This is a genomic window from Limnovirga soli (assembly GCF_013106755.1).
Classification (GTDB): domain Bacteria; phylum Bacteroidota; class Bacteroidia; order Chitinophagales; family Chitinophagaceae; genus Limnovirga; species Limnovirga soli.
Genome location: NZ_WHPF01000003.1, coordinates 347,908 through 371,935, shown reverse-complemented (window position 1 = coordinate 371,935; position 24,028 = coordinate 347,908). Strand labels below are relative to the sequence as shown.

The window sequence follows — 24,028 nt, the reverse complement described above, 5'->3', positions numbered from 1 at the left end:
TCTCAGCAAAAAATACACTTAGTTAATACCTTGTTTTCATATCGGCCACCAATTGTACAACACGTTGGTTCAGTTCTTGAATATACTGCACGCTGGAAGCTTCAGGTGTATACGCTGCCTGCCGGGCAATACTGTTATCAAGAATACCACGTGCCATCAATAATTCCTTTTCAGCATAATGAAACAATTCCATGTTTTGCAGGGAGAAAAATATTTGCGGCATCACCCGTTCAAATAACTCAAAAGCTTTATTCGTTTCGCCATTTTTGCGTAGGGTAAAAATCTTTTGTAAAATATCTGACACACCCAAACCCGGCATAATACCACTTATGCCAATAGGTATCAGCTCCATAGTATACAAACCACCCCAGCCTTCAAACACACCAACCGCTCCCTCAGTGGCAGCAATAATTTCCTCAAACTTTACCGCACATAATGGCTCTTCCAGTTTCAGGTATTTAAAGTTGGGATGTTCTTTTCTTAATTCGTTTATTAAAGCCACGCTTAATGAAGCGCCACCCGGATTAAAATCCTGAATTAATACCGGCGTAGCTGGTATTGCAGCAAAAAACTGGGAGAGGTATTTTTTAATGGAGGCTTCAGGCAAACTAAATATGCGGGGAACGGCAAGAGAAATAATATCAGCACCGGCTGCAATATTGGCCTGCGCCAGTTGAATGGCAATTTTTAACGATGGGCTATTAGATTGCGCCATTATTTGAATACGCCCTGCCGACTGCTGCACTGCAATGCTTACTACCTTTAATTTTTCTTCGTCACTCAGTTTATAAAATTCACTGGCATAGGCAGGCAAACAAACAGCTTGCAAGCCTGCATCAACAGCAAAATCAATTAATCTGCATAAGGCTGGCTCATCTATGGTTTCATCTGCTAAAAATGGAGTAGGAATTATGGGCACTACCCCGGATAGTGGTATATGGTTCTTCATAAAAATATGTTCTGGACCTTCAGTTTAAGTGGAAAATTATTCCTATAAAGATGTATTATTTTGGCCAGATTATGCCCCGGAAATTATCCAGACCATGGTAGTCAAGCTGAAAGCCATTCAAAACGGTTTGCCAAAATACTTTTACTATTCAAAACCAGTAATTATTTAACATTGCAATGGCTTGCCGTTTAGCTTACTTAATTTTAGCTACAACTTTACTATGAAAAAAATTATTGCCTGCATACTAGCCCCGTTGTTAATAGTGCTTTTACCAACTGCATTATTTGCTGCTGCCGGAGATACCGTTTTTGTAAAATCATTTGGGTTAATGCCTAATACACGTGAAAATGCAGTAAAAATAATACAGACTGCACTGGATAGTTGCCGCACCAAAAAGAACCCCATACTTTTCTTTGAAAAAGGCCGTTACGATTTTTGGCCGCAATACAGCATTGAAAAAGAATATTTTGAATCGAATACTACCGAAATAAATCCCAAACGTTGCCCTATTTGGATATACGGATTTAACAATTTAACCATTGATGCCAACGGATCTGATTTTATATATCACGACAGGGTGCAGCCCTTTACAATTGACCAAAGCCAGGATATTACCATTAAAAATGTTCAGATAGACTGGGATATTCCACTTACTGCACAAGCTAGTGTAAAAGATACCAGCACACATTATATTGACCTGCAAATAGATAGTACCGCCTACCCTTTTATAATTGAAAAAGGCAAATTATTCTTTACCGGCGAGGGTTGGAAAAGCCAATGGTGGGGTTGTATGGAATTTGAAAAAAGCAGCCATATGATTGCACCTCAAACCGGAGATGATGGCGTGCTGGGCAACAAATGGGAACAATATACCGCTATTCAACTTTCAGCCAATACCATAAGGTTAAACTATAACTTTACACGCAAGCCAGCCATTGGCAACATACTGGTAATGCGGCACAACGAAAGAGATCATGCCGGCATTTTTATAACCCAAAGCAAAAACATACGTCTAGCTAATATTTACCTGTTTCAAACAGCTGGGTTAGGCATATTAGCGCAATACTCAGAAAACCTGGATTACAGCAATATACAGGTAGTACCCAATGCAGCAAAAGGCCGCTATTTTAGTGGGCATGATGATGGCTGCCATTTTTCAAATTGCAAGGGGCAGATATTGATAGACCATTGTTCTTTTACAGGTTTGATGGACGACCCTATTAATGTGCATGGCACTGCTGTACAAATCATAGAAAAAAAATCGGCTACCGAATTGCTTTGCCGTTTTATGCATGAACAAAGTATTGGCATGGTGTGGGCACAAGCCGGCGATACTGTTGGCTTTATTAATCATACCAGCATGCAAACAAAAACATATGGTATTGTAGCTTCATTTACGGCATTAAACACTACCGATTTTATTATCCGCTTTATAGAAAATATTGCTGATGGAATTGCTGTAAAAGATGCATTGGAAAATATTAGCTGGACACCCCATATTACCATCCGCAATTCTGTATTTGGTGTTAACCGGGCACGTGGGATACTTATTTCCACACCAGGCAGAGTAATAGTTGAGGATAATATTTTTGAATCAAGCGGATCAGCAATTTTAATTGCAGGCGATGCCAACCAATGGTTTGAAACCGGAGCAGTGAAAGATGTACTGATACAACGTAATGTATTTAAGGATGCCTGTTTAACTTCTATGTACCAGTTTTGTGAAGCCATTATTAGTATTGATCCGGAAATTCCGGTTATAGATAAAAACACACCCTTTCATAGAAACATTGTGATAACCAATAACCAGTTTAATCCATATGATTATCCGGTATTATATGCCAAATCCGTAGAAGGCCTGACCTTTTCCAATAATACCATAACCCGTAGTAATCGGTTCACTCCGTTTCACCCCAATAAAAATATGTTTAGTTTGCTGGCGTGTAAAAAAGTAACCATTGCCAATAATCAGCTAAACGGAAATGTATTGGGTAAGAATATTTTACTGCAAAAAATGACCATAAAAGATATTAGCATTCAGCCTGCCAAATCACTGGCCGTTGAACAGCGATAATGCACATACGTAAAAAATTGCAGCTGCATTTCTTTGTTGCGCATAGCCCCGAACCCTGCAGTGTGCGACGCAAGCGGCGATGCCATGATAGCCATTGCCGGGCCCAACACTTTTACTTATTTATTCCATTATGCAACTGCAATAAAGCAGCAAATACACCAACAAAAATTGGCGACAGTCAAAATATGTAAATGATGTAACTATTTCGCAAAATAGTGTAACAATTTAATGTGTTAAAGCACCCACCTTTAGCTTTAAAAAAACAGGTAATCAACCTGAGTTTTGCTGTAGTGCATTTTTTTGTAGCCCGGCATATATATATACATATCAGGCTTTACTTGCGTCGCACTCTTGTACTGTAGTAATTATTGGCAGCTTTATTAAGGTAACTGCAAAATCCTGGCCTTTAATATACCTACATATTTTATTTGGCAAGCAACTAAATCCTTGCAAGTAGAAACTAATTAGAAACAGCCAACAATTGCAAAAAAGGTATTGCGCCAGGCATACAAAAAATTATACCGGGCAGAATGAACTTTTGCTTAAATGAATACAACTATGAAACTTATACCTTCTGCCCACGAGATAATTGCAAACATGCGAAGCTATTTTCAAACAACCAATCTTGAACGTAGTTATTTAAACGAAGAACCATTGCGGGCCGAATTATACAGCTCCGATCAGATGGATAGATTTGGTATAGCATTAGCAGGCACACATCAGTTAAACACTAATCCTTTAAAAAATCATTTATTAGGCAGGCTGGCAGAAAACGAAATCATATTGGATGAAGTGCGCAAACTACTGAACGATTCAATTAAAAGAAAGTACCATGTAACACCTGCCGGAGAATGGCTGATAGATAATTATTACCTGATAGAGGAGCACATTCGAATAGCAAAAACGCATTTTCCCAAAAATTACAGTGAGACACTACCACAGCTTTTAAACAATATATCTCCCGGTGAAATACGCATTTATGATATAGTGCTGCAAATCATATCTCACAGCGATGGCAGAATAGATATGGAAAGATTGGGTGGTTTTATAAAATCCTATCAAACCGTTACCAATTTGTTATTGGGCGAATTATGGGCAATACCTATTATGTTGCGGTTAGCACTTATAGAGAACATAAGGCGTGTTTCTGCAAGAATTGCCATAGACAGGGTGGATAGAAACCTGGCAGATTATTGGGCCCTAAAAATGATTGAAACTGCTGAGAAAGACCCAAAAAATTTAATACTGGTTATTGCAGATATGTCAAGATCAAATCCACCCATTTCAAGTGCATTTGTTTCTGAGTTAACAAGGCAATTTAGGGGTAAGGGCCCCGGACTGGCATTGGCACTTAATTGGGTTGAGCAGCAATTATCAGAAACTGGATTAACCAGCAATGAATTGATTAATGCGGAAAATCAAAAACAGGCAGCTAACCAGGTATCGATAAGTAATAGCATTGGCAGCCTGCGTTTATTGGGCGCTATGGACTGGAGGGATTTTGTAGAAAACCACAGTATTGTTGAAAAAAAACTGAGAGAGGACAATAATGGCATTTACAGCTTAATGGATTTTGCCACCCGTGACCGCTACCGCCATATTGTGGAAAATATTGCCAAAAAAAGCACCTCAAGCGAATTTGAAGTGGCTTGCATTGCCATACAACTTATGCAGGAGCATATTGTAAAAAATGAAGACGAAGAATATGCGTCGCATGTAGGCTATTACCTGATAGGTGAAGGCGTTGCGGCAACAAAAAAAATGGCCAATTTCCGGGCTCCTTTTTTGAAGAAGATAAAACAGGCATTTCAAAGACATAATTTTTTTGTGTACTTAACTTCAATTATAGTTATAACCATTGCAATAAGTGCACTGATCTTAAAAAAGGCAAGTGCAGAAACCAATCAGTTTTGGCTACTAGGGGTTATAGTTATTTTCGCGTTGCTTTGTGCCAGCCAGCTGGCCATTTCTGTTACCAATTTTTTCTCTACTTTACTGGTAAAGCCCTACTTGTTGCCTAGAATGGATTTCTCTATAGAAATACCGTCCGCTTATCGCACCTTGGTGGTTATACCTGTAATGCTGATCAATAAAGGAGAAATAGAGAACTTATTAGAGGCTTTGGAAATAAGATTTTTGGCAAACAGGAATAAACATTTGCATTTTGGTTTACTAACTGATTTTACAGATGCCTCTCAGGAAATACTAGATGAGGATAGTATATTTTTAACTAAAGTAAGCGAGGGAATATTAGCTTTAAATAAAAAATATCAAAGGGAAGAAAACGATTTATTCTATCTTTTTCACCGTCCAAGAAAATGGAACCCGCAGCAGAATACATGGATGGGATATGAAAGAAAGCGGGGCAAAATATCAGACTTAAATGGACTGCTAAGAGGAAGTTCAAAAGAATGTTTTTCTTTTATTATTGGCGACCAATCAGTTTTTCCACTGATAAGATTTGTAATAACACTGGATGCTGATACGCATTTACCACTTGATACGGCATGGAAATTAATAGGCACCATGGCCCACCCTTTAAACAGGGCATGGTATAACCCAAACAAGAAGCGGATAACAAAGGGTTATGGCATACTTCAACCCAGGGTTACTGTTAGCCTACCTGATAACGATGGCTCGCTGTTTACACGTATGCATGGAAATGAAGCTGGTATAGATCCTTACACAAGAGCATCCTCGGATGTTTACCAGGATTTATTTTCAGAGGGTTCCTTTATTGGAAAAGGTATTTACGAAATAGATATTTTCAGGACTGTATTAGATGGAAAATTTGCTGAAAACAGTATTTTAAGTCATGATTTACTTGAAGGGTGCTATTTGCGTTCAGGACTGGTTAGCGATGTACAGTTATTTGAAAAATATCCTGCTACCTACCGTTCGGATATGACCAGAAATATAAGATGGGTGCGCGGAGACTGGCAGATATTAAGCTGGATGTTTCCTTTTGTTCCCGGTTCGGATAAACATTCGCATAAAAACCCATTATCAGCATTATCACGCTGGAAAATTTTTGATAATATCAGACGCAGCCTAATTCCCTTAGCGCTTACCGGTCTTATGCTTTCGGGCTGGATGGTATTAACTTCCACTTTGTTTTGGACCATTTTAGTAACTTCAATAATTCTTATTCCAATATTTATTTCTTCTGCGTGGGATACCATAAAAAAGCCAAAAGACATTATTTTATTAAACCATTTAAAGAACTCTTTTCGCAGAATTATTGACATTTCGGGAAAAACACTTTTCAATTTCATCTGCTTTCCTTATGAAGCATATGCAAATTGCAAGGCTATATTTGTTACCATCTGGAGAATGCTGTTTACACGTAAAAAAATGCTTGAATGGCATCCATTTTCAAACAATATATTTACTAATATCTTACCTTTTTCTGCATCTTATTATACCATGTGGGTATCCCCATTTTTGAGCATTGCCTTGTTTACATTTTTATTAATTTACCTTCCTTCAAACCTAATTGTAGCACTACCCGTTTTATTATTATGGTTCATTGCCCCATTTATTACCTGGTGGATCAGCAAGCCTTTGGAAAAACAAGTAGCAATTATTACAGATGAACAAACCAATTTCCTACATAAAATAGCCCGTAAAACCTGGGGCTTTTTTGATTCTTTTGTTAAGGAAACTGGTAATTGGTTACCACCAGATAATTTTCAGCAACAACCCATTGCCATCCTTGCCAACAGAACATCGCCTACTAATATTGGCATTGCTTTGCTATCTAACCTAACCGCTTATGAATTTGGATATATATCTATTTCAAGTTTTATACAACGGACAAAAGATACTCTACAATCAATGACTAAAATGGAACGCTTTAAAGGGCATTTCTATAATTGGTACAATATTGAAACACTCACTCCATTACAGCCAAAATATATTTCTACAGTGGATAGCGGCAACCTAATTGGCCATTTAATGGTACTAAAACAAGGTATTATATCCTTACCAAATCAAAAAATTACTGGTGTTAATATATTTAAAGGGATTAGAGATACACTACTTGTATTAACAGACACTTTGGATGAAAAGGATATAGGATTTCTTACAGATTTTAGAAAAGATATAGATAGTATCTGTAAAGGAAATGTATTTAATTGTGATGAAACAAAGTTGCAGGTAACCCTGCTGGCATTACATTACTCTGATGCAATTGAAAAAATAAATATTAAACCTGAAAGTGAAACATACTGGTGGAATGTACAGATGCTAAAAAAATTTGAAAGCATTAATAAAGAACTTGAAATGTATAACCCATGGTTTATTTTAAAAGATGCTCCACAGAAATTCGCTTCATTTGATGACAACCATGATAACTCGACTTTATTTACCCTTACAAGTTCGGCTCATGAATTGCAAAAAAAAGTACTCTCTCAAGTCAGGGATAAGAATACAAACACAGAAAATGAATGGTTAACCCTTTTAGAAGTTGCAATAGCAAATACAATTGCACTGGCGAATGAAAATAGCCAATCGATTGAATTTTTGTTGCAACAATGTGAGGAAATGTCTGGGGTTGAATGGGATTTTTTATATGATAAAACATCCAATCTTTTTACAATTGGATACAATGTACAGGACCATCATACTGAGACTGGCTTTTACGACCTACTGGCTTCGGAAGCCCGCTTATGCACCTATATAGGAATTGCACAAGGTAAACTACCAGAAAAAAGCTGGTTTTCATTAGGAAGATTACTAACCAATGCAGGGAGAAATCCTATATTACTTTCCTGGAGTGGGTCAATGTTTGAATACCTGATGCCGCTTTTGGTAATGCCTAGTTTTGAAAATACATTATTAGATCAAACCTGTAAAGCAGCTGTTGACTGGCAGATTAGATATGGCAAAAAAATGGGGAAACCCTGGGGTATTTCAGAGTCGGGCTACAATATGGTAAATGCTAATTCCGAATATCAATACAGGGCATTTGGTGCGCCAGGATTGGGATTGAAGAGGGGGCTTGAAGAAGATTTTGTCATTGCACCATATGCATCTGCACTAGCATTGATGGTATCGCCTAAAAAAGCTTGTGAAAATTTAGAATTGCTTACCCAAAAAGGTTTTGAAGGCCGGTATGGATTTTACGAAGCTATTGACTATACACCCTCCCGGCAGCAGCGAGGACAATCAAATGCAATTATTTATTCCTTTATGGCACATCATCAGGGAATGACGCTGCTATCACTTGCCAATCTGCTTTTGAATAAACCTTTACAAAAATTATTTGAGTCCGAGCCACAATTCAGGGCCATACTTTTATTATTACAGGAAAGAATTCCTACATCCACTATTTTCCATTCACATACAACGGATATTGCAGATATCAGTTATCTGTCAATTGGAAGTGAAACACTTGTAATGAATACCGCAGATACGCCACTGCCGGAAGTACAACTCCTTTCAAACGGAAGATACCATGTAATGGTTACAAATGCTGGAGGAGGCTATAGCCGATGGAAAGAGCTTGCAGTTACACGTTGGCGTGAGGACTGTACTCAAGACAACTGGGGTACATTTTGTTATTTGCAGGATTTGGAAACAGGGAAATATTGGTCGAATATGCATCAGCCAACCCTTAAAAAAGGGGAAAAATATGAAGCAGCATTTTCGCAAAGTCGTGTTGATTTTCACACCTTATCTAATGAAATTGAATGTCATACGGAGATTGTTGTTTCGCCAGAAGATGATATTGAAATGCGCAGGGTTACTATTACCAATTGTTCCAATATACGCAAAACAATAGCCATTACAAGTTATGCAGAATTGGTAATTGCTCCTGCTGCATCAGATATTATTCAACCCGCTTTCAGTAACTTATTTGTACAAACAGAAATATTACCTTCCCAACATACCATCCTATGTACAAGAAGACCAAGATCAGTAGAAGAAAAAGCGCCATGGATGTTTCATTTGTTGTCTATGGAAGGGAAACACGCAGAGGAAATATCTTATGAGACTGACCGGATGAAATTTATTGGCCGGGGAAATACAAGTCAGCACCCCCAAGCAATGAAAAACCTGGACAAATTATCAGGCAGTCAGGGCTCCGTATTAGACCCAATTGCAGCAATTAGATACCGGATAAGCCTTGCCCCTGATGAATCAGTTGCTATTGACCTGGTAACAGGGATAGCAGAAACCAGAGAAGGTTGCCAGGGCCTGATAAACAAGTATCAGGACAACAAACCACATAAAGACCGTGTTTTTGAAATGGCGTGGACGCATAGTCAGGTAGTACTAAGACAAATAAATGCCTCTGAAGCAGATGCCCAATTATATGGCCGTTTGGCAAGTTCAATATTATTTACCAATGCCTCTTTGAGAGCTGAACCTGCAATCCTAATTAACAATCACAGACAACAGTCTGGACTATGGGGTTATTCAATTTCAGGAGATCTTCCGATTGTATTGTTAAAGATTGCGAAGCAGGTAAATATGCAATTGGTAATACAAATGGTGCAGGCCCATGCTTATTGGCGTTTAAAGGGGCTTCAGGTTGATTTAGTAATCTGGAACGAAGAACACAGTGGTTACAGGCAAATTTTTCAAAACGAAATAGGCGCACTCATTCCTGTGGAATTAAAAGACAGACCTGGTGGTATTTTTGTAAGAGCATCTGATCAAATCTCAAATGAGGACCGAATTTTATTTGAAACGGTTGCCCGAATAAATATTTCTGATAATGGAGGCACACTGGCAGACCATGTTAAACGCAAGCAACTTGCCAGAGTTGCCATACCATATGCAGTAGCACTTAAAAAGTATGAGCCATCTTTAGAAACTCTTAGTTTGCCGGATGACCTTGTATTTTTAAATGATTTTGGTGGATTTTCACCAGATGGGAGCGAATATATCATTGGCATAAATAATAAAAAAACAACACCTGCTCCCTGGGTAAACGTATTGGCAAATCCTGATTTTGGAACAGTAGTTTCAGAAAGTGGGAGTGCCTATACCTGGACAGAAAACGCACATGAATTAAGGCTTACTCCATGGCATAATGATCCTGTAAGTGATAAGGGTGGTGAAGTATTTTATCTCAGAGATGAAGAAACAGGTCATTATTGGACAACTACTTTATTACCGGCAGGAGGGTCTTCACTTTATATTACAAGACATGGTTTTGGCTATAGCATATTTGAACATTTAGAAGCCGGGATTTACACAGAAATGTGCGTATTTGTTGATATAGAAGAGGCTGTGAAATTTACTATTCTGAAAATACGTAACCAATCGGGCAGGCCACGTAAATTAAGTGCAACTGGTTATACCGAATGGGTGCTTGGTGATACAAGCACCAAAACCGCCATGCATATTCATACTGAAATAGATGCCGATAGTGGCGCATTGTTTGCCAAAAATCCATATAGCACAGAGTTTTCTAAAAGGGTAGCATTTTTTGATGTTGACTATATAAAAAAAACTTACACTGCTGACCGTTCAGAATTTATTGGCAGGAATGGATCTTTGAGAAATCCTGATGCGATGCGACGCATTAAGCTTTCCGGGAAAGTAGGACTTGCGTTAGATCCATGTTCCGCTATACAAGTACCCATTGATTTATTGTCTGGAGAAGAACAGGAAATTGTCTTCAGGCTGGGTGCAGGAAAGGATAACAATAGCACCAGTTCCCTGGTTAGGCAATTTCAGGGAGCAACCATAGCCCAAAACGCTTTTGAAAAAGTAAAAAAATATTGGGCCAGCATAGTTGGTACGGTACAGGTAGAAACACCTGATACTGCTATAAATATTATTACGAACGGTTGGCTAACTTACCAAACAATTTCATCCAGGCTATGGGGCAGAAGCGGGTTTTACCAATCCGGTGGTGCTTTTGGCTTTAGAGACCAATTACAGGATGTATTATCCCTGCTTCATGCCGCACCGCAACTGGCCCGAAAACAAATTATACGCTGTGCGCAGCACCAGTTTAAAGAAGGAGATGTACAGCATTGGTGGCATCCACCTATTGGTCGTGGGGTGCGTACCAGGATTACTGATGATTTTTTATGGTTGCCATTTGTAACATCCCTTTATATTTCGCATACGGGGGATAACAGCATTTTGAATGAGTCGGCTTCCTTTCTGGACGGACGAATGCTAAATCAGGAAGAGCATTCCTATTTTGACCTTCCAATTGTATCAGACAGATCGGCTAGTATTTACGACCATTGTGTGCTTGCCATTAAACATGCATTTAATTATGGTGTACATGGCTTGCCACTTATTGGCGGGGGAGATTGGAATGACGGCTTTGACAAAGTAGGTGAAGGAGGTAAAGGAGAAAGCGTTTGGATGGCATTTTTTTTATATGAAATTCTAATGCAGTTTTCGCACACTGCGGTAATAAATAACGATACCAGCTTTGCTGGAACATGCCAAAGTGAAGCAGCCATACTTAAACAAAACATTGAAAATCATGCCTGGGATGGCGACTGGTATAAGCGTGCCTGGTTTGATGATGGAACACCTCTAGGTTCAATTGTAAATGAGGAATGCAAAATTGATTCAATTGCTCAAAGTTGGTCGGTTTTGTCTGGCGCAGGTACCAGTGACCGAATGAATATCGCGATGGAATCTGCCTATAACAAACTTGTTGAAAAAGAAACAGGTATCATTAAGCTTTTGGAACCGTCATTCGACAAATCGGCACTTAATCCAGGTTATATAAAAGGTTATGTGCCAGGCATTAGAGAAAATGGCGGACAATACACACATGCAGCCATATGGATGATTATGGCTTTTGCCAAACTAAATAATAACGAAAGGGTGTGGGAATTATTACAAATGATTAACCCCATTAACCATGGCAAAACAGCAAAGGATATAGGTATTTACAAAGTAGAACCTTATGTGATAGCAGCTGATGTATATGCTGGTAATCAGCATGCCGGACGTGGTGGCTGGACATGGTACACAGGCTCTGCAGGCTGGATGTACAGGCTTATTACAGAATCGTTTCTTGGTATACAAAAATCGGGGAATGAATTAACCCTAATGCCATGCATACCTAAAGATTGGGAATTGTATAAAGTACATTACAGGTATATGAATACCATGTACCATATTGCGATTACAAAAGATTCACAAATTGAAAGCATGGAAATAATAGTGGATGGAGTGCTGCAAGCTAATGCCGTAATTACCTTAAATGATGATACGATAGAACATATGGTGGAAGTGTTATTACCAAGATAAGGATGCACTGCTTATGATTATTGCGTTTGCAATATGTTGCTAAACTTGTTGCAGTACAAGTGTGCGACGCAAGAAAAGCTTAATAAACATTCTATTGCCGGGCCAAAAAATATACTTACTACTGTTTGAAGTATATTTGAAATAAATAGTGTTTGGATGTTTAAAAAACTTTACCTGTTTACCTGCATGGTTTTGATTAGCCTGCAATTGGCGGCCCAGCAAAAACTAAATTTGGTAACGAATGGTAAATCGACGTATCATATTGTTATACCTGAAAATGCCACAACAATTGAACAGGAAGCTGCAACGCTATTGCAGCAATATGTTGAAAAAATATCTGGTTTTAAATTAACCATTGATGCTAATTTGAGTGCTACGGCGAGTGCACAAATTATTATTGGCCGAAACAAATTTATTAGCGAAAAAGAAATAGCCGGTTTGGGTAGTGATGGTATCGTTATAAGAAAAATCAACAATAGCATCTTTCTTTCAGGTGGTCCTCGAAAAGGCGTGTTGTATAGCGTTTACAGCTTTATTGAAACGTATTTGGGTTGCCGAATGTATACTTCAAATGTTACCTATATTCCAAAACTAAAAACAATAACCTTACCCGCAACCATCAATAAAAAGCAATTGCCTTCATTTGTATTTCGTATGACCTATTTTGAAGGATCTTTTAAAAATAACTTTTGTGACTTTCATAAAATGAATCAGTGGCTGGAAGACTGGGGACTGTGGGTACACTCATTTGAAAAACTGGTGCCGGCAAAAAAATATTTTGATACCTATCCGGAATATTTTTCACTGGTAAACGGCAAACGCAGTACACAGCAATTATGCCTTACCAATAACACCGTATTGGCCCTGGTAATTAACAACCTGCGGCAAATGATGGCAGCCAACCCGGGTGCCAAATACTGGAGTGTAAGCCAAAACGACAACGTTGATTTTTGCACCTGCGAAAACTGTAAAAAGGCAGATGCAGCAGAAGGCAGTCAGCAAGGCAGTTTACTTACATTTGTAAACAAAGTGGCAGCGCAGTTTCCTGATAAAATAATTACTACACTGGCCTACCAATATTCTGAAACTCCACCTGCTATAATATGGCCCTTATCCAATGTGATGATTATGCTTTGCACTGCTAATCAGGAAAGAAGGGTGCCGGTGAACAAACAGGTAACAGCCACTTTTAACAGCAATTTTAAAAAATGGACAGCTATAAGCAACCATGTTTTTATCTGGAATTATCTGGTACAATTTTCAAATGCAGTTAGCCCATTCCCCAATTTGTATACCATACAGCCGGATATACAATACTTTGCCGCCAATAGGGCCAGTTATCTTTTCGATCAGGGTATTGGCGATATGCCCGGAGAGTTTTCGGACCTGCGTTGTTATTTGGTAGCACATTTAATGTGGAATAAAAATATCAACATACAAAGTACCATGCAGGATTTTATAAAGGGCTATTATGGCAAAACCGGTGCCGTTTATATCAACCAATATATTCAGTTGATAAATAAGCATGCAACTGCACACCCTGTTCCACTGCGCTCCGGCGGTTCTCCTGTTGAAGCCAGGAATAGTTATTTGTCGCCTGATCATATTGCTACTTATAAAAACATTTTCAATAAAGCACTAATTGCTACAGCTGGTACGGAGTATCAAAATCGCATACTACAGGAATACCTGCCCGTATTATTTGCGGAACTGGAAATAAAAAAAACGCAATTTAGCGAGTTAAAAAAAATGGGCAGATTTAACACAACCCAATATACCGAATTGCTGGAAGCATTTTATGCCAAAACCAAACAGGCAAATATTATTTACTTAAACGAATTAAGAAGTACCACGGCAGATTATTATACCAATTATCTGAATGCCATCAATGCCCAATAAAAATATTTAACACCTATTTTTTTGGTTACAACTACCTGCTTTCTTATTAAACCGTATAGCTGAATTGTTGTAAATCATAAAAATGTTTTAGTTATATTCGTTATCTATCAAATGCTTGTGCCATGAGAATAAAATTGCTTCTGCTGTTGTGTACAGTTATGTTAATTACTGGTGTATGTGCTGCACAAAACAATATGTATCAAGCGGCAGCCAATTTTCTGCAATTGCTTACCGATGCGCAAAGAAACAAAACCATGTACCCCTTTGATTCTTCAGAAAGATATACCTGGCATTTTGTACCCAAAGACGATAGAAAAGGTTTATCCATAAATGAAATGAATGGCCTGCAAAAACAAGCAGCTATTGATCTTATGAAAACCGCATTTAGTACAGAGGGTTACGCAAAAGCCAATGCCATCATGGGTTTGGAAAAAGTATTAAAACAAATTGAAAACAGGGCTGCCAATGACAACTACAGAGATACTGGAAAATATTTTTTTACCATCTTTGGCCAACCCTCTGCTACCGATATATGGGGTTGGCGTATTGATGGGCATCACCTTTCCTTTAGCTTTTGTTCTGCATCAAACCGGCTGGTATCAGGCACCCCCGGTTTTTTCGGCGCCAACCCTGCACTTGTACTAAATGGCCCCGAAAAAGGAACAGAAATATTAAAGGAAGAAACAGCATTGGCACTAACGCTTTTACAATCCTTGAACAGCTCACAGCTGCAACAGACCATTATAGATAGCATTGCCCCCGGCGATATACTTACCTATAATAACAGGGTGGCGATGATTGCCCACCCACAAGGCCTTAGCTATGCCAATATGAGCAAAGAGCAACAAAAAATATTTATGCAATTACTTAGCGTATACATTCACCGCTATACGCATTTATTCGCTGCCAGTATGATGAAAGACATAGAAAAAGCAGGCCTTAATCAACTCCAGTTTGCATGGGCCGGCAGTAAAGAAAATGGCCCTGGTCATCCCAAATATTACCGCATTCAGGGACCAACCATTCTGATAGAATACGATAACACCCAAAACAATGGCAACCATATTCATTCAGTAATCCGCGATCTTAAAAACGATTTTGGAGGAGATCAATTAATGGCACATTACAAAAGCAGTCATTAAAATCTATAGCAATATTATTAGCCCGGCAATAGAATATCTATTAAGCTGCTCTTGCGTCGCACACTGCAGGGTTCTGGTTTCATGGCATCAATCAACAGATATACAAACCAACTAATATTTTGACAAAACCTTTAAAAGAGATATTTTTAAATCAACATGTTTGCTTAACTGCGCAGATATGTATTTTGCAACATCAGTACCATTTACAAACCTACATTATCCATGCCCATTGCAGATAGTAATATAACCGATGCTAACGACAATAATGATGTAGTAGAATTCATCAATTTCGATCAATGGTTCGAAGAGGGTAGTTATGCCTACTTTATTGGCATCAGCAAGTTTAACGATGAAAGAATCCATACACTTAATAGCCCCGAAAATGATATCAATAGCCTTAAATCTGTGCTGGAAGATAAAAACAAACATGGCTTTACCGTTAAAGAGGTGGTGCTGCAAAATAAACAGCCAGCCACCAGTTTACCCAACCCATTACTTAACCCCACCAAACAACAGGTACTCGATTTTGTAACCAATATTACATGCGGGGAAGATAGCCGGGTGATTGTATACTTTGCTGGCCATGGTATTGCAGAAAATACAGAGGTGGATGAAAAACCAGCAGGTTTCCTCATTCCTACAGATGCACAACTGGGCAATCAATCTACCTATGTAAAAATGAGTGATATACATGATGCCCTCTCCAAATTGAAATGCAGGCACCTGTTAATCATCCTGGATTGCTGTTATGCCGGCGCTTTCAGATGGGCCGACACAAAAAGAAGTTTATATACCGGCAAACCCACTACCATCTATTATCAGAAATTCTTGCAGTTTACTACTAATTCAGTAAGGCAGGTAATTACATCCACATCGGCAGATCAACAGGCACTCGATGCTTTTGGTACCAGAGGAGAATCAGGCTTACCCAACTCTCCATTTGCACAAACACTTATAACAGCATTATCCTCTGGCAATGCAGATTATGGAACCGTTTCAGACAGATCTGATGGTCTTATTACGGTTACTGAATTGGGAATGTATCTTAAAGAAAACCTGAACAACCTGCAGCTAAAACAAATTCCAGCCGTTTGGAATATTGGCGATAATACCAAAGGCGAATTTATTTTCTTAAATCCACAACAACCAAAAAGGATACTCGTACGCTTTGGAAAAAATAGGGCTAATCCATACAAAGGCCTGGCTGCCTACTCCACCAAAGACAGAAATATTTTCTTTGGCAGACAACGGGTATTGGATGGATGGAAGGAGGGCAATATCGCTTTTCCCGGACTTACATCTGTGGTAAACAATAACCATGTTATTGCAGTTACAGGTCGCTCAGGTATTGGTAAATCATCACTGGTAATGGCTGGTATACTCTCTGCCTGTAATGAGGACATCGTAAAAAAAGTAAAACCGGGTGCCAGACCTTATACTGATCACAAACTCACTTTGGAAGAAATAAAAAACAGTGCTGTTCCTATCTATCTTTTTGTTGACCAATATGAAGAACTGGTAACCAACTGCACCGATGAAAATGAACGGCATCAATTTGAACAAGCATTGGTAATGCTTTCAGCAACACATAAAATCATTGTTACCCTCCGTTCTGATTTTGAGATACAGTTTAAACAATCACCGCTGATTGGGCAGTCTGCAACATTTTATCCATTTCCTATTCCACCATTTACCAGGGATGATATCAAAGAAATTGTTACTGGGGTAGCAGGGCAACAGGCGTTGGAATTTAAATCTGAATCCGGCGCAAGTGAAGCCGACGATATATTCACCAACCGCATTATAGATGAAGCGTATGCCTATCCCGATTCTTTGCCACTGTTATCATTGGCATTAAGCAGATTGTTTGATAAAAGAGACAGCGATGCCAATGGCAATATTGAATACCTGACAGAAAAAGAATACAATAGCTTTAAAGGCATCAAAGGCATTATTGAAGAACTGGCAGATATTGAATACAGAAAATATGCAGATGCAACTAATAATACAACCTCACCTGCAATAGCATCAGTAAAGCAAAAATTGTTAATGCAGCTCATCTTCCGGATGATCTCTTTTGAAGGGGCAGAAATTACCAAACGCAGGTTGTATAAAAAATACACGCTCAATAATCAGGAAATAAACGAGCTGGATTTTGCGGATAACCAGACAACAACAACCATTACCGATATGTGCGAAGGGCTCATCAATGCCCGACTGCTAAAATCAGATAAGGATGAACAGGGCAATGAATACATAGAACCCGCCCATGAAGCATTGCTACGCTCCTGGCCTGAGCTTACCAAAGCCCTGAAGAAAAAAGAAGGTCAGGAAACTATTCTAGAAGAACAAAGAATTACCAACCAGGATAAAGTAGTGTTATTAAGACAGGTAGCTGAACTGGCGCGGCAATACTTTTTTGCCAACCCAAAGGATAAAAAAGACCTGCTATGGATTAAGGATTATCGCCTGCAACAGGTGTTAAAATTACAGGGTACTGATTTAAGCATGAATACCATTGAAGAGGCGTTTATCCATGCTTCTGATAAAGCTAAAAAAAGAAATAAGGTTATCAGGAATACACTTATAACAATTGCTTTTGCGGCCTCACTGATTATCTCGGTAGTATTCTTTTTTCAGAATAAAAATATTGAAGCAAAAAACAACGATATTCAGGATAAGCTGGCGCAAACCTATTGGGATCAAGGTATGAATGCGGCAGAGCAAAATGATTTTCTAAAATCACTGCTCTATACTTCAGAAGCCATGCAAACATTAAATGACGATCCTAACAGAAAAGAATTGCTTTTATCCACTGCCAATGCCATACCCATGATGGTCTTGCAAAACGTTTACACTACAAAAAATAATATTATTGAAGCACAAATAAGCGGGGATGGCAAGTGGCTGACAACCATTAGCAATGATGCTCTTTTACAAATATGGGATGCTATGGCAGATAGCATATCAACTATCCCAGTGTTTAAATTAGACAATGTTTCTACTGCTTTATTTAGTAAAGACAGCAAACAAATATTGGTTATTGAAAACGGACAATTAAATATTATCACAATTGCTGGCTTAAAAAAAATCGCCATCAGTAAAAATATAAATGTATCCGGTGCCAGTTTTTGCGCAGACAATAGCACGGTTATAGGAGAAGCACAGAGTGGCAGTTTGTACATTTGGAAACAAGCTAAAAATAAATACACCCAAACACTCGTAGGTATAGGTGAGCAATATGTAGCTGATAGTACAATAATTCCGTTAACCCATATTGAAATTAGTGAAGATGCCAATTCTATTATTACTTCGGGATCAGGTTACACACAAAACATAGGAAGTAAATCCTCGGCTTCTATATTTACTACTGGCTTAAACGGCAGTGTTACAAAACAATGGCTTAAATTATCCGATGGTAAATACACTACAAACACAAAAATATCACAAAAGGAATTTCTTTCATTTTTTTATACGTACAGCTATAATCAACAAAAAATTATAGTCTCTTATCTCGATACGCAAGCAATTGTTTTTAACAGAAAAAATTTAACCACAACAAGCTTCCCACCTAATACCGGCTATATTCAAAAGGGGGCTTTTATTGGAAATAGCGATTCTGTATTATTATCAACTAATAACGGCATTGCCATTTTTGATGCCAATACTCGCCAGCATCTATCCGGATATTTTAAAACCGGCCAAAATGCAGTTGCTTTTTTGAGTCCTGACAATTACCATGTTTTGGTACTTAACGACAAAGGCATTATTAACATATTTAATACGGCCGGCAAATTCCTCGGCTGTGGTAACAACTTGAACAACCCAAGTGAATTTACATATAATTACGGCTATGGACCGTTGGTTTTTAACGGCAACGAATTTAAATTTAGCAATGATGGAAAGTCGATAATTACATTTAATGGCAATAAGGTTTTACAGTATCACTTATTACCTGAGCACAATAACCATAAACTAAAAGATTTAAAAGTATATGCAGAAAATAATTTGTCTCAAAATCAAAAATTAACTTTAAAGGATAGTAATACAATGCTGATTTGGGATTATAACAAAGCAAATTCAATTTTTAAACCATTACATATTAATAGTGCAAACCCTCAGTTACAAAAAGGTTTACTAACTCAAGATAAATACTGGCATTCTTTTTATCTGGAAAAGCCAGATGCACCATATATATATTATGCAAATTCTAGTGTAAAACAACACTATATATTAGATTTTGAAAGAGATAGTATAATTGTACTGGAGGATAGTGTAAATTATTTTGATATAAAGCTAAGTACAGATGCTAAAGAATTAATTTATTCTTTAGAAAACGGAACGATATATACAAGAAAGGCTCCTGACTGGAACCCAATAAAGCTATTCGATAGTACAAAAAAAATAAATCTCACTTATTTAATGAATGAAGACAGATACTTACTGGTATCTACAAAAGACAGTTTGGTTCAGCTATGGGATATTAAGAACCCTGATAATCGGAAGGCTATAGTAAATTTACCTAATACTAATCTAATTAAAATAGCAGATAATGGCAAGTGGTTTATTGTACAAGATGATAAAATAGCTACCATTTATAAAATAAGCAATAATAACGAAATCAGCCATTTTATTGCAACACCAGAAAAAGATTTTGATTTTTATGCAACAGGAGAAGGCAATGAGTGGACCATAAGTCCCGACGGCGAATGGATCTATTTTGCAACCAACGCTACAGCTAATGATTATAAAGGCCGAATGTATAATACCAGTACCGGAAAAACATGGAAAATAAATCCATCAGCAGATATTATAAATCACAATGGGGGTACCATGAACGTTTTTAGCCCCGACAGCAAATATTTCACAGTGGTACCTTTAAATCAGTTAAGAATAACCATGAATAATTTATCCATTGCATTAAAAATTTATAGCCTTACAAATTTAAATAATAAAGACAGTGTATTACCCCAATATGGCAAAACATTTAAAATAAGTACTACTTCTATAAACTTAGAATTTTGTAAATTCAATACCAATGTACTATGCATGAATGCTGATACCAGTTTCTTTTTTATAGACATACGTAAGGGCAAAAAAATATTAGAATACTACCATGGTGCAGGATCCTTGTATCTTAGCCCGAATGGCGAACAAACATATCTTCAAAATGAAGAGAACAACACTTTGGTATTTGGTGCAGATTTGGATATGCCTGCCGCATTGTATAAAAAACAGGCCATGGTATTATCAGGCTCGCAATTAAATCTTGCTACCGGTGAAATAGAAGATATTGCTCCATCGCAATGGCAGCAACTAAAAAAAGAATATATGGCCCAGGCGGCAGATCATTACCGACATTGCACTTATCGCACATTTAATATATGGGCAAATATATACCCTGCTTTGGCCGCCAAATTGAAGCAATAAAACGATTATTAGCCCGTCACCAGACCAAATAGCAGCTGCACTTGCGTCGCACACTTTTACTGTAGAATTGGTACTGGCTGTTGGCTAAGAGCAAATGGCTAACGGCTAAAAGCTCATAAATGTTCCGAAAGTACAAGTGTGCGACGCAAGTAAAGCTGAAACTACAATTAACTGCCGGGTTACAAATAACCTATCTTATGCCGGGGAAATAACAAAAGGTATCAGCATCGTTTTCCAATCCTCAAATACCTGTTCATCTTTGGCCAGCGCCCTTGTAAGATCTTCGTCAATACGCTTCTGTTGTAAACTATATAATGGTATGGGGCGGGATACAGAAATAAACAATTTAATATATTCGGTGATGGGTGCAGTGCCGGTATTTACCAGTTCAATTTTTTTCTTTTTGGTATTAGGCGTAAGCAACCATTGCGTATTACCAGGCTCTATTTGCATATCGTCAAAGCCGCCATCTCCGGCGGAGGATATGCTATAATCCGCACCCATATAAGCCACACTTATAAATATAGCCGTACTGCCATTATTGGTTATAGACAAGCGGAATGCCGGTTTAAAAGAACTGCCATTTAAACTGGTATAGGGCAGGTTGTTTGGCTGACCTATAGTGCCGGGTTGAAAAATAAGACCATTCACATCTACCCCTGTAGCACATTCCAGGTTAATGGCATAATCTTCAATATCAGAACCCGGATTGGCCAAATTAAGTACGGCTTGCCATTTACTAATGGTTGCCATATTTTGTAATAGCCTGGCAATATTGGTAGCCGTTACCCGTTGCAAAACTATTTCTTTGGCAGTATTGGTAACAAAAATAAGGGCTTCGTTTTCAGCAGATAATTGCTGCTCTATAATATAGCCGTTTTCCTGTGCAGCATTATCGTTTTGTAATGCAAGCCCGGGGAAATTTAATAGTCCTTCTGCTGCATGATCAGTTTTTACCTGGGCATTTAAAATAAAAGTTTTTATGTCGTTGGCAACTGTATTTCCAAAGCCAATTTTTATTGCCTGCCCAAGCACACCTTTTAAATAACCGGCAAATCTTTTCTTACGCAGGGCAACATCGGCTAATAAAGCTTCATTATCAGTTGGAGAAAGTATTGAAAATAGCAAACTGCATTTTTGCAGTGTAAAATGTACGACCGTGTTGGAATCCAGATGTATAAAAGCATTATCACCGGCACTTACATTATGCAAACTACCGGCAGCAATACACCACCCAAATTCATTATCAAAATAAACAGTATAGCTATTACCCTGTTGTATGGTTGCAGCAGACAAAAACACCCGATCAATATAGGTATTGGAAATCTGATACATATTTATTTTAGGGTGCTGAACAATAAAGGGCTTATCGTTTTTAAAATACAGGTTCTTTAGCCTGATGGCCGCAAACTCAGTTAATTGGCTATAGCTAATATTACCCGCCGTTTCCTCAAGTAATTTTATCATTACATAAGTAAAAGCACCCCGTACATTTTCTTTTACGGTGAGCTCTTTAGCTACTTCCGAATCCTGCGATGCAGCAATATGCAAATGACTGCCGGTTTTTACTTCTACACTTACTATGGCACCCGTTGCAGCATCTTTTACCACTTCATATGCTTTTTCGCCGGTAGTACTCACATAATCAAAACCCAGGTAGTTTTCCACTGCAGGGCTTTGCTCCAAAATATTCAATTGTCGTTCGCTAAAGGCAATATCTACTTCCACATCTCTGGTGGCCGATCCGCTATGACAACAATCAGTAATAGCAATAAAATGTATACCGGGGTTTTCAGTGGTAGTTTTCCAAATTAAGAAAGACAATTCCTTATCAAGTAAGTAGCCTGTTCCTGCTTCTCCCCGCCCCCAATCCATACAAATCAGCGCCTGTACTGCACCAGCACCTGATTCACTTTCAAATACTTTTGGCGCCCCCAAATTAGTGCCATGTCCGCAGTAATAAAACAAGCAAATATCATCTGTCTTCGCCTGCTTAAAATGATCAAAAGCAGCTATCACATTTGCACGTGTGGGCAGGTAATCAGTTTCCTTATCGGTTACTCGTTTAGTATGTAAATTACCGGTACTGCCATAAGTGGTATTTAGCCAGTTATCTACTGCATCAATATCATTTACACAACCCCTTAAGGGCTGGTTAAAGTAGTCGTTTATCCCAACCAGCAGTGCATAAATTTGCTGTGCCATTGTATAATATTAGAGGGTTAAGCTTACAGGTCATCTTCTTCAATGGTTAACATATCGGGCTCACTGCTATCCAAACCAACTTCCATAAAACTCAGCGTTTCATTTTCTTTCGATTTGGAAAGCTCCCTTACATCCAAATGCGCTTTGCCAAATATTGGATTTTTCAAACCCATTACTTTATATAGGGGCGTTAACCCATTTTGTGCAATAAAATTCACAGTACTTCCCGTTTCTCTTGCTACCGTTAATCCAAGCGAAGCATCGGTTATCTTTAATTGTCCGGCGCCCACAGCTGCTTTTGCATGCAGATCAATAGAAGCATTGCCTTTATCAGCGATAATAATGGTGGCTGTATCTGCCACAATTAAATGTGTAACAATCAGCCAGCTTTTATCCCAATCACCATTTTTATTTTTGGCAAGCAAAAAACTTTCAATTTCACCAAGGTTTATAATCTGATGCGTTTTATAACCGGCTATCTTAAATACAATACTTTTTTCGGTAGTAAACTGCAAATTAAACCCCGCATCTGCATCTGTTAATACACTTCCTGTTACCGGGGCAGCGCCAGCGCCTTTTACCGTAATGGTAATTCCTGATCCTGAAGAGTAATCCAAATCGGTAGTGCTTTCATCTGTTCTCACTTCTGGCACAATACCTACTTTCTCTAAAGAATTATATACGTTCACTGCACCAAAGCTATCCAGCTTAACTATATCGCCAATCTTTAATGGAAGCCCCGGATCCCATGTGGCGCGGAATCCGGATGATGTTGCATTTATATGCTTCAGGTAAAATTGTGAGGGGTTGGACATATATGTTTTTTTATTGAAGTTAAATATAAATCTATTTAATACATGAGCCTCTATTATCCATTTCTTCATTTAATATTTACCCGGCTTCAAACAAATATTATGCTTTACTTGCGTCGCACTCTTGTACTTTCTGTTACATGGCATCAGTAGGTTTCCTTCCATCTCCTCTTTACTAAATTACAGTTCCTTACAACCCATAAATATTTTGAAAAGCCCGTTAATTAGGTTATTTTTAAATCAACGTATTCCTTTTTGTTTTTTTATCAGCGCTTAC

8 protein-coding genes are annotated in these 24,028 nt (G+C 38.2%); 5 read left to right on the top strand and 3 right to left on the bottom strand.

Translation table 11 applies throughout. The features are described from left to right. Positions 1-22: 22 nt before the first annotated feature. Positions 23-949, bottom strand: coding sequence for a dihydrodipicolinate synthase family protein (locus tag GD597_RS05360; RefSeq protein WP_171606788.1), 927 nt, complete (start codon positions 947-949; stop codon positions 23-25). Between the two features lie 220 nt (positions 950-1,169). Between GD597_RS05360 and GD597_RS05355 the strand changes: the two genes are divergently transcribed. The 5 genes from GD597_RS05355 to GD597_RS05335 all read left to right on the top strand — a co-directional run bounded on the left by GD597_RS05355 (position 1,170) and on the right by GD597_RS05335 (position 20,734). After that, positions 1,170-3,023 (top strand): alpha-1,3-galactosidase-related protein, encoded by a 1,854-nt coding sequence (locus GD597_RS05355; RefSeq protein ID WP_171606787.1) that lies wholly within the window; start codon positions 1,170-1,172, stop codon positions 3,021-3,023. 558 nt (positions 3,024-3,581) lie between these two features. Next, on the top strand, positions 3,582-12,263 hold the full coding sequence (locus GD597_RS05350) for a glycoside hydrolase family 94 protein (RefSeq protein ID WP_171606786.1): 8,682 nt from the start codon (positions 3,582-3,584) through the stop codon (positions 12,261-12,263). Between the two features lie 156 nt (positions 12,264-12,419). Beyond that, a complete protein-coding gene (locus GD597_RS05345) occupies positions 12,420-14,162 on the top strand; it encodes a DUF4838 domain-containing protein (protein WP_171606785.1) in 1,743 nt (580 codons plus the stop codon). 122 nt (positions 14,163-14,284) lie between these two features. Beyond that, positions 14,285-15,304 (top strand): DUF3500 domain-containing protein, encoded by a 1,020-nt coding sequence (locus GD597_RS05340; RefSeq protein ID WP_216368514.1) that lies wholly within the window; start codon positions 14,285-14,287, stop codon positions 15,302-15,304. 222 nt (positions 15,305-15,526) lie between these two features. Next, a complete protein-coding gene (locus GD597_RS05335) occupies positions 15,527-20,734 on the top strand; it encodes an nSTAND1 domain-containing NTPase (protein WP_171606784.1) in 5,208 nt (1,735 codons plus the stop codon). Positions 20,735-20,929: 195 nt separating this feature from the next. On the opposite strand, the gene GD597_RS05330 is transcribed toward GD597_RS05335, so the two are convergent. Together GD597_RS05330 and GD597_RS05325 are read right to left on the bottom strand one after the other, a co-directional pair. Then, entirely contained in the window at positions 20,930-22,939 is a 2,010-nt protein-coding gene (locus tag GD597_RS05330) for a caspase family protein (protein ID WP_171606783.1), read from the bottom strand. Positions 22,940-22,962: 23 nt separating this feature from the next. Beyond that, the gene (locus GD597_RS05325; protein WP_171606782.1) at positions 22,963-23,754 is read right to left on the bottom strand and encodes a hypothetical protein; all 792 of its coding nucleotides are present in this window, start codon (positions 23,752-23,754) and stop codon (positions 22,963-22,965) included. Positions 23,755-24,028: the final 274 nt, after the last annotated feature.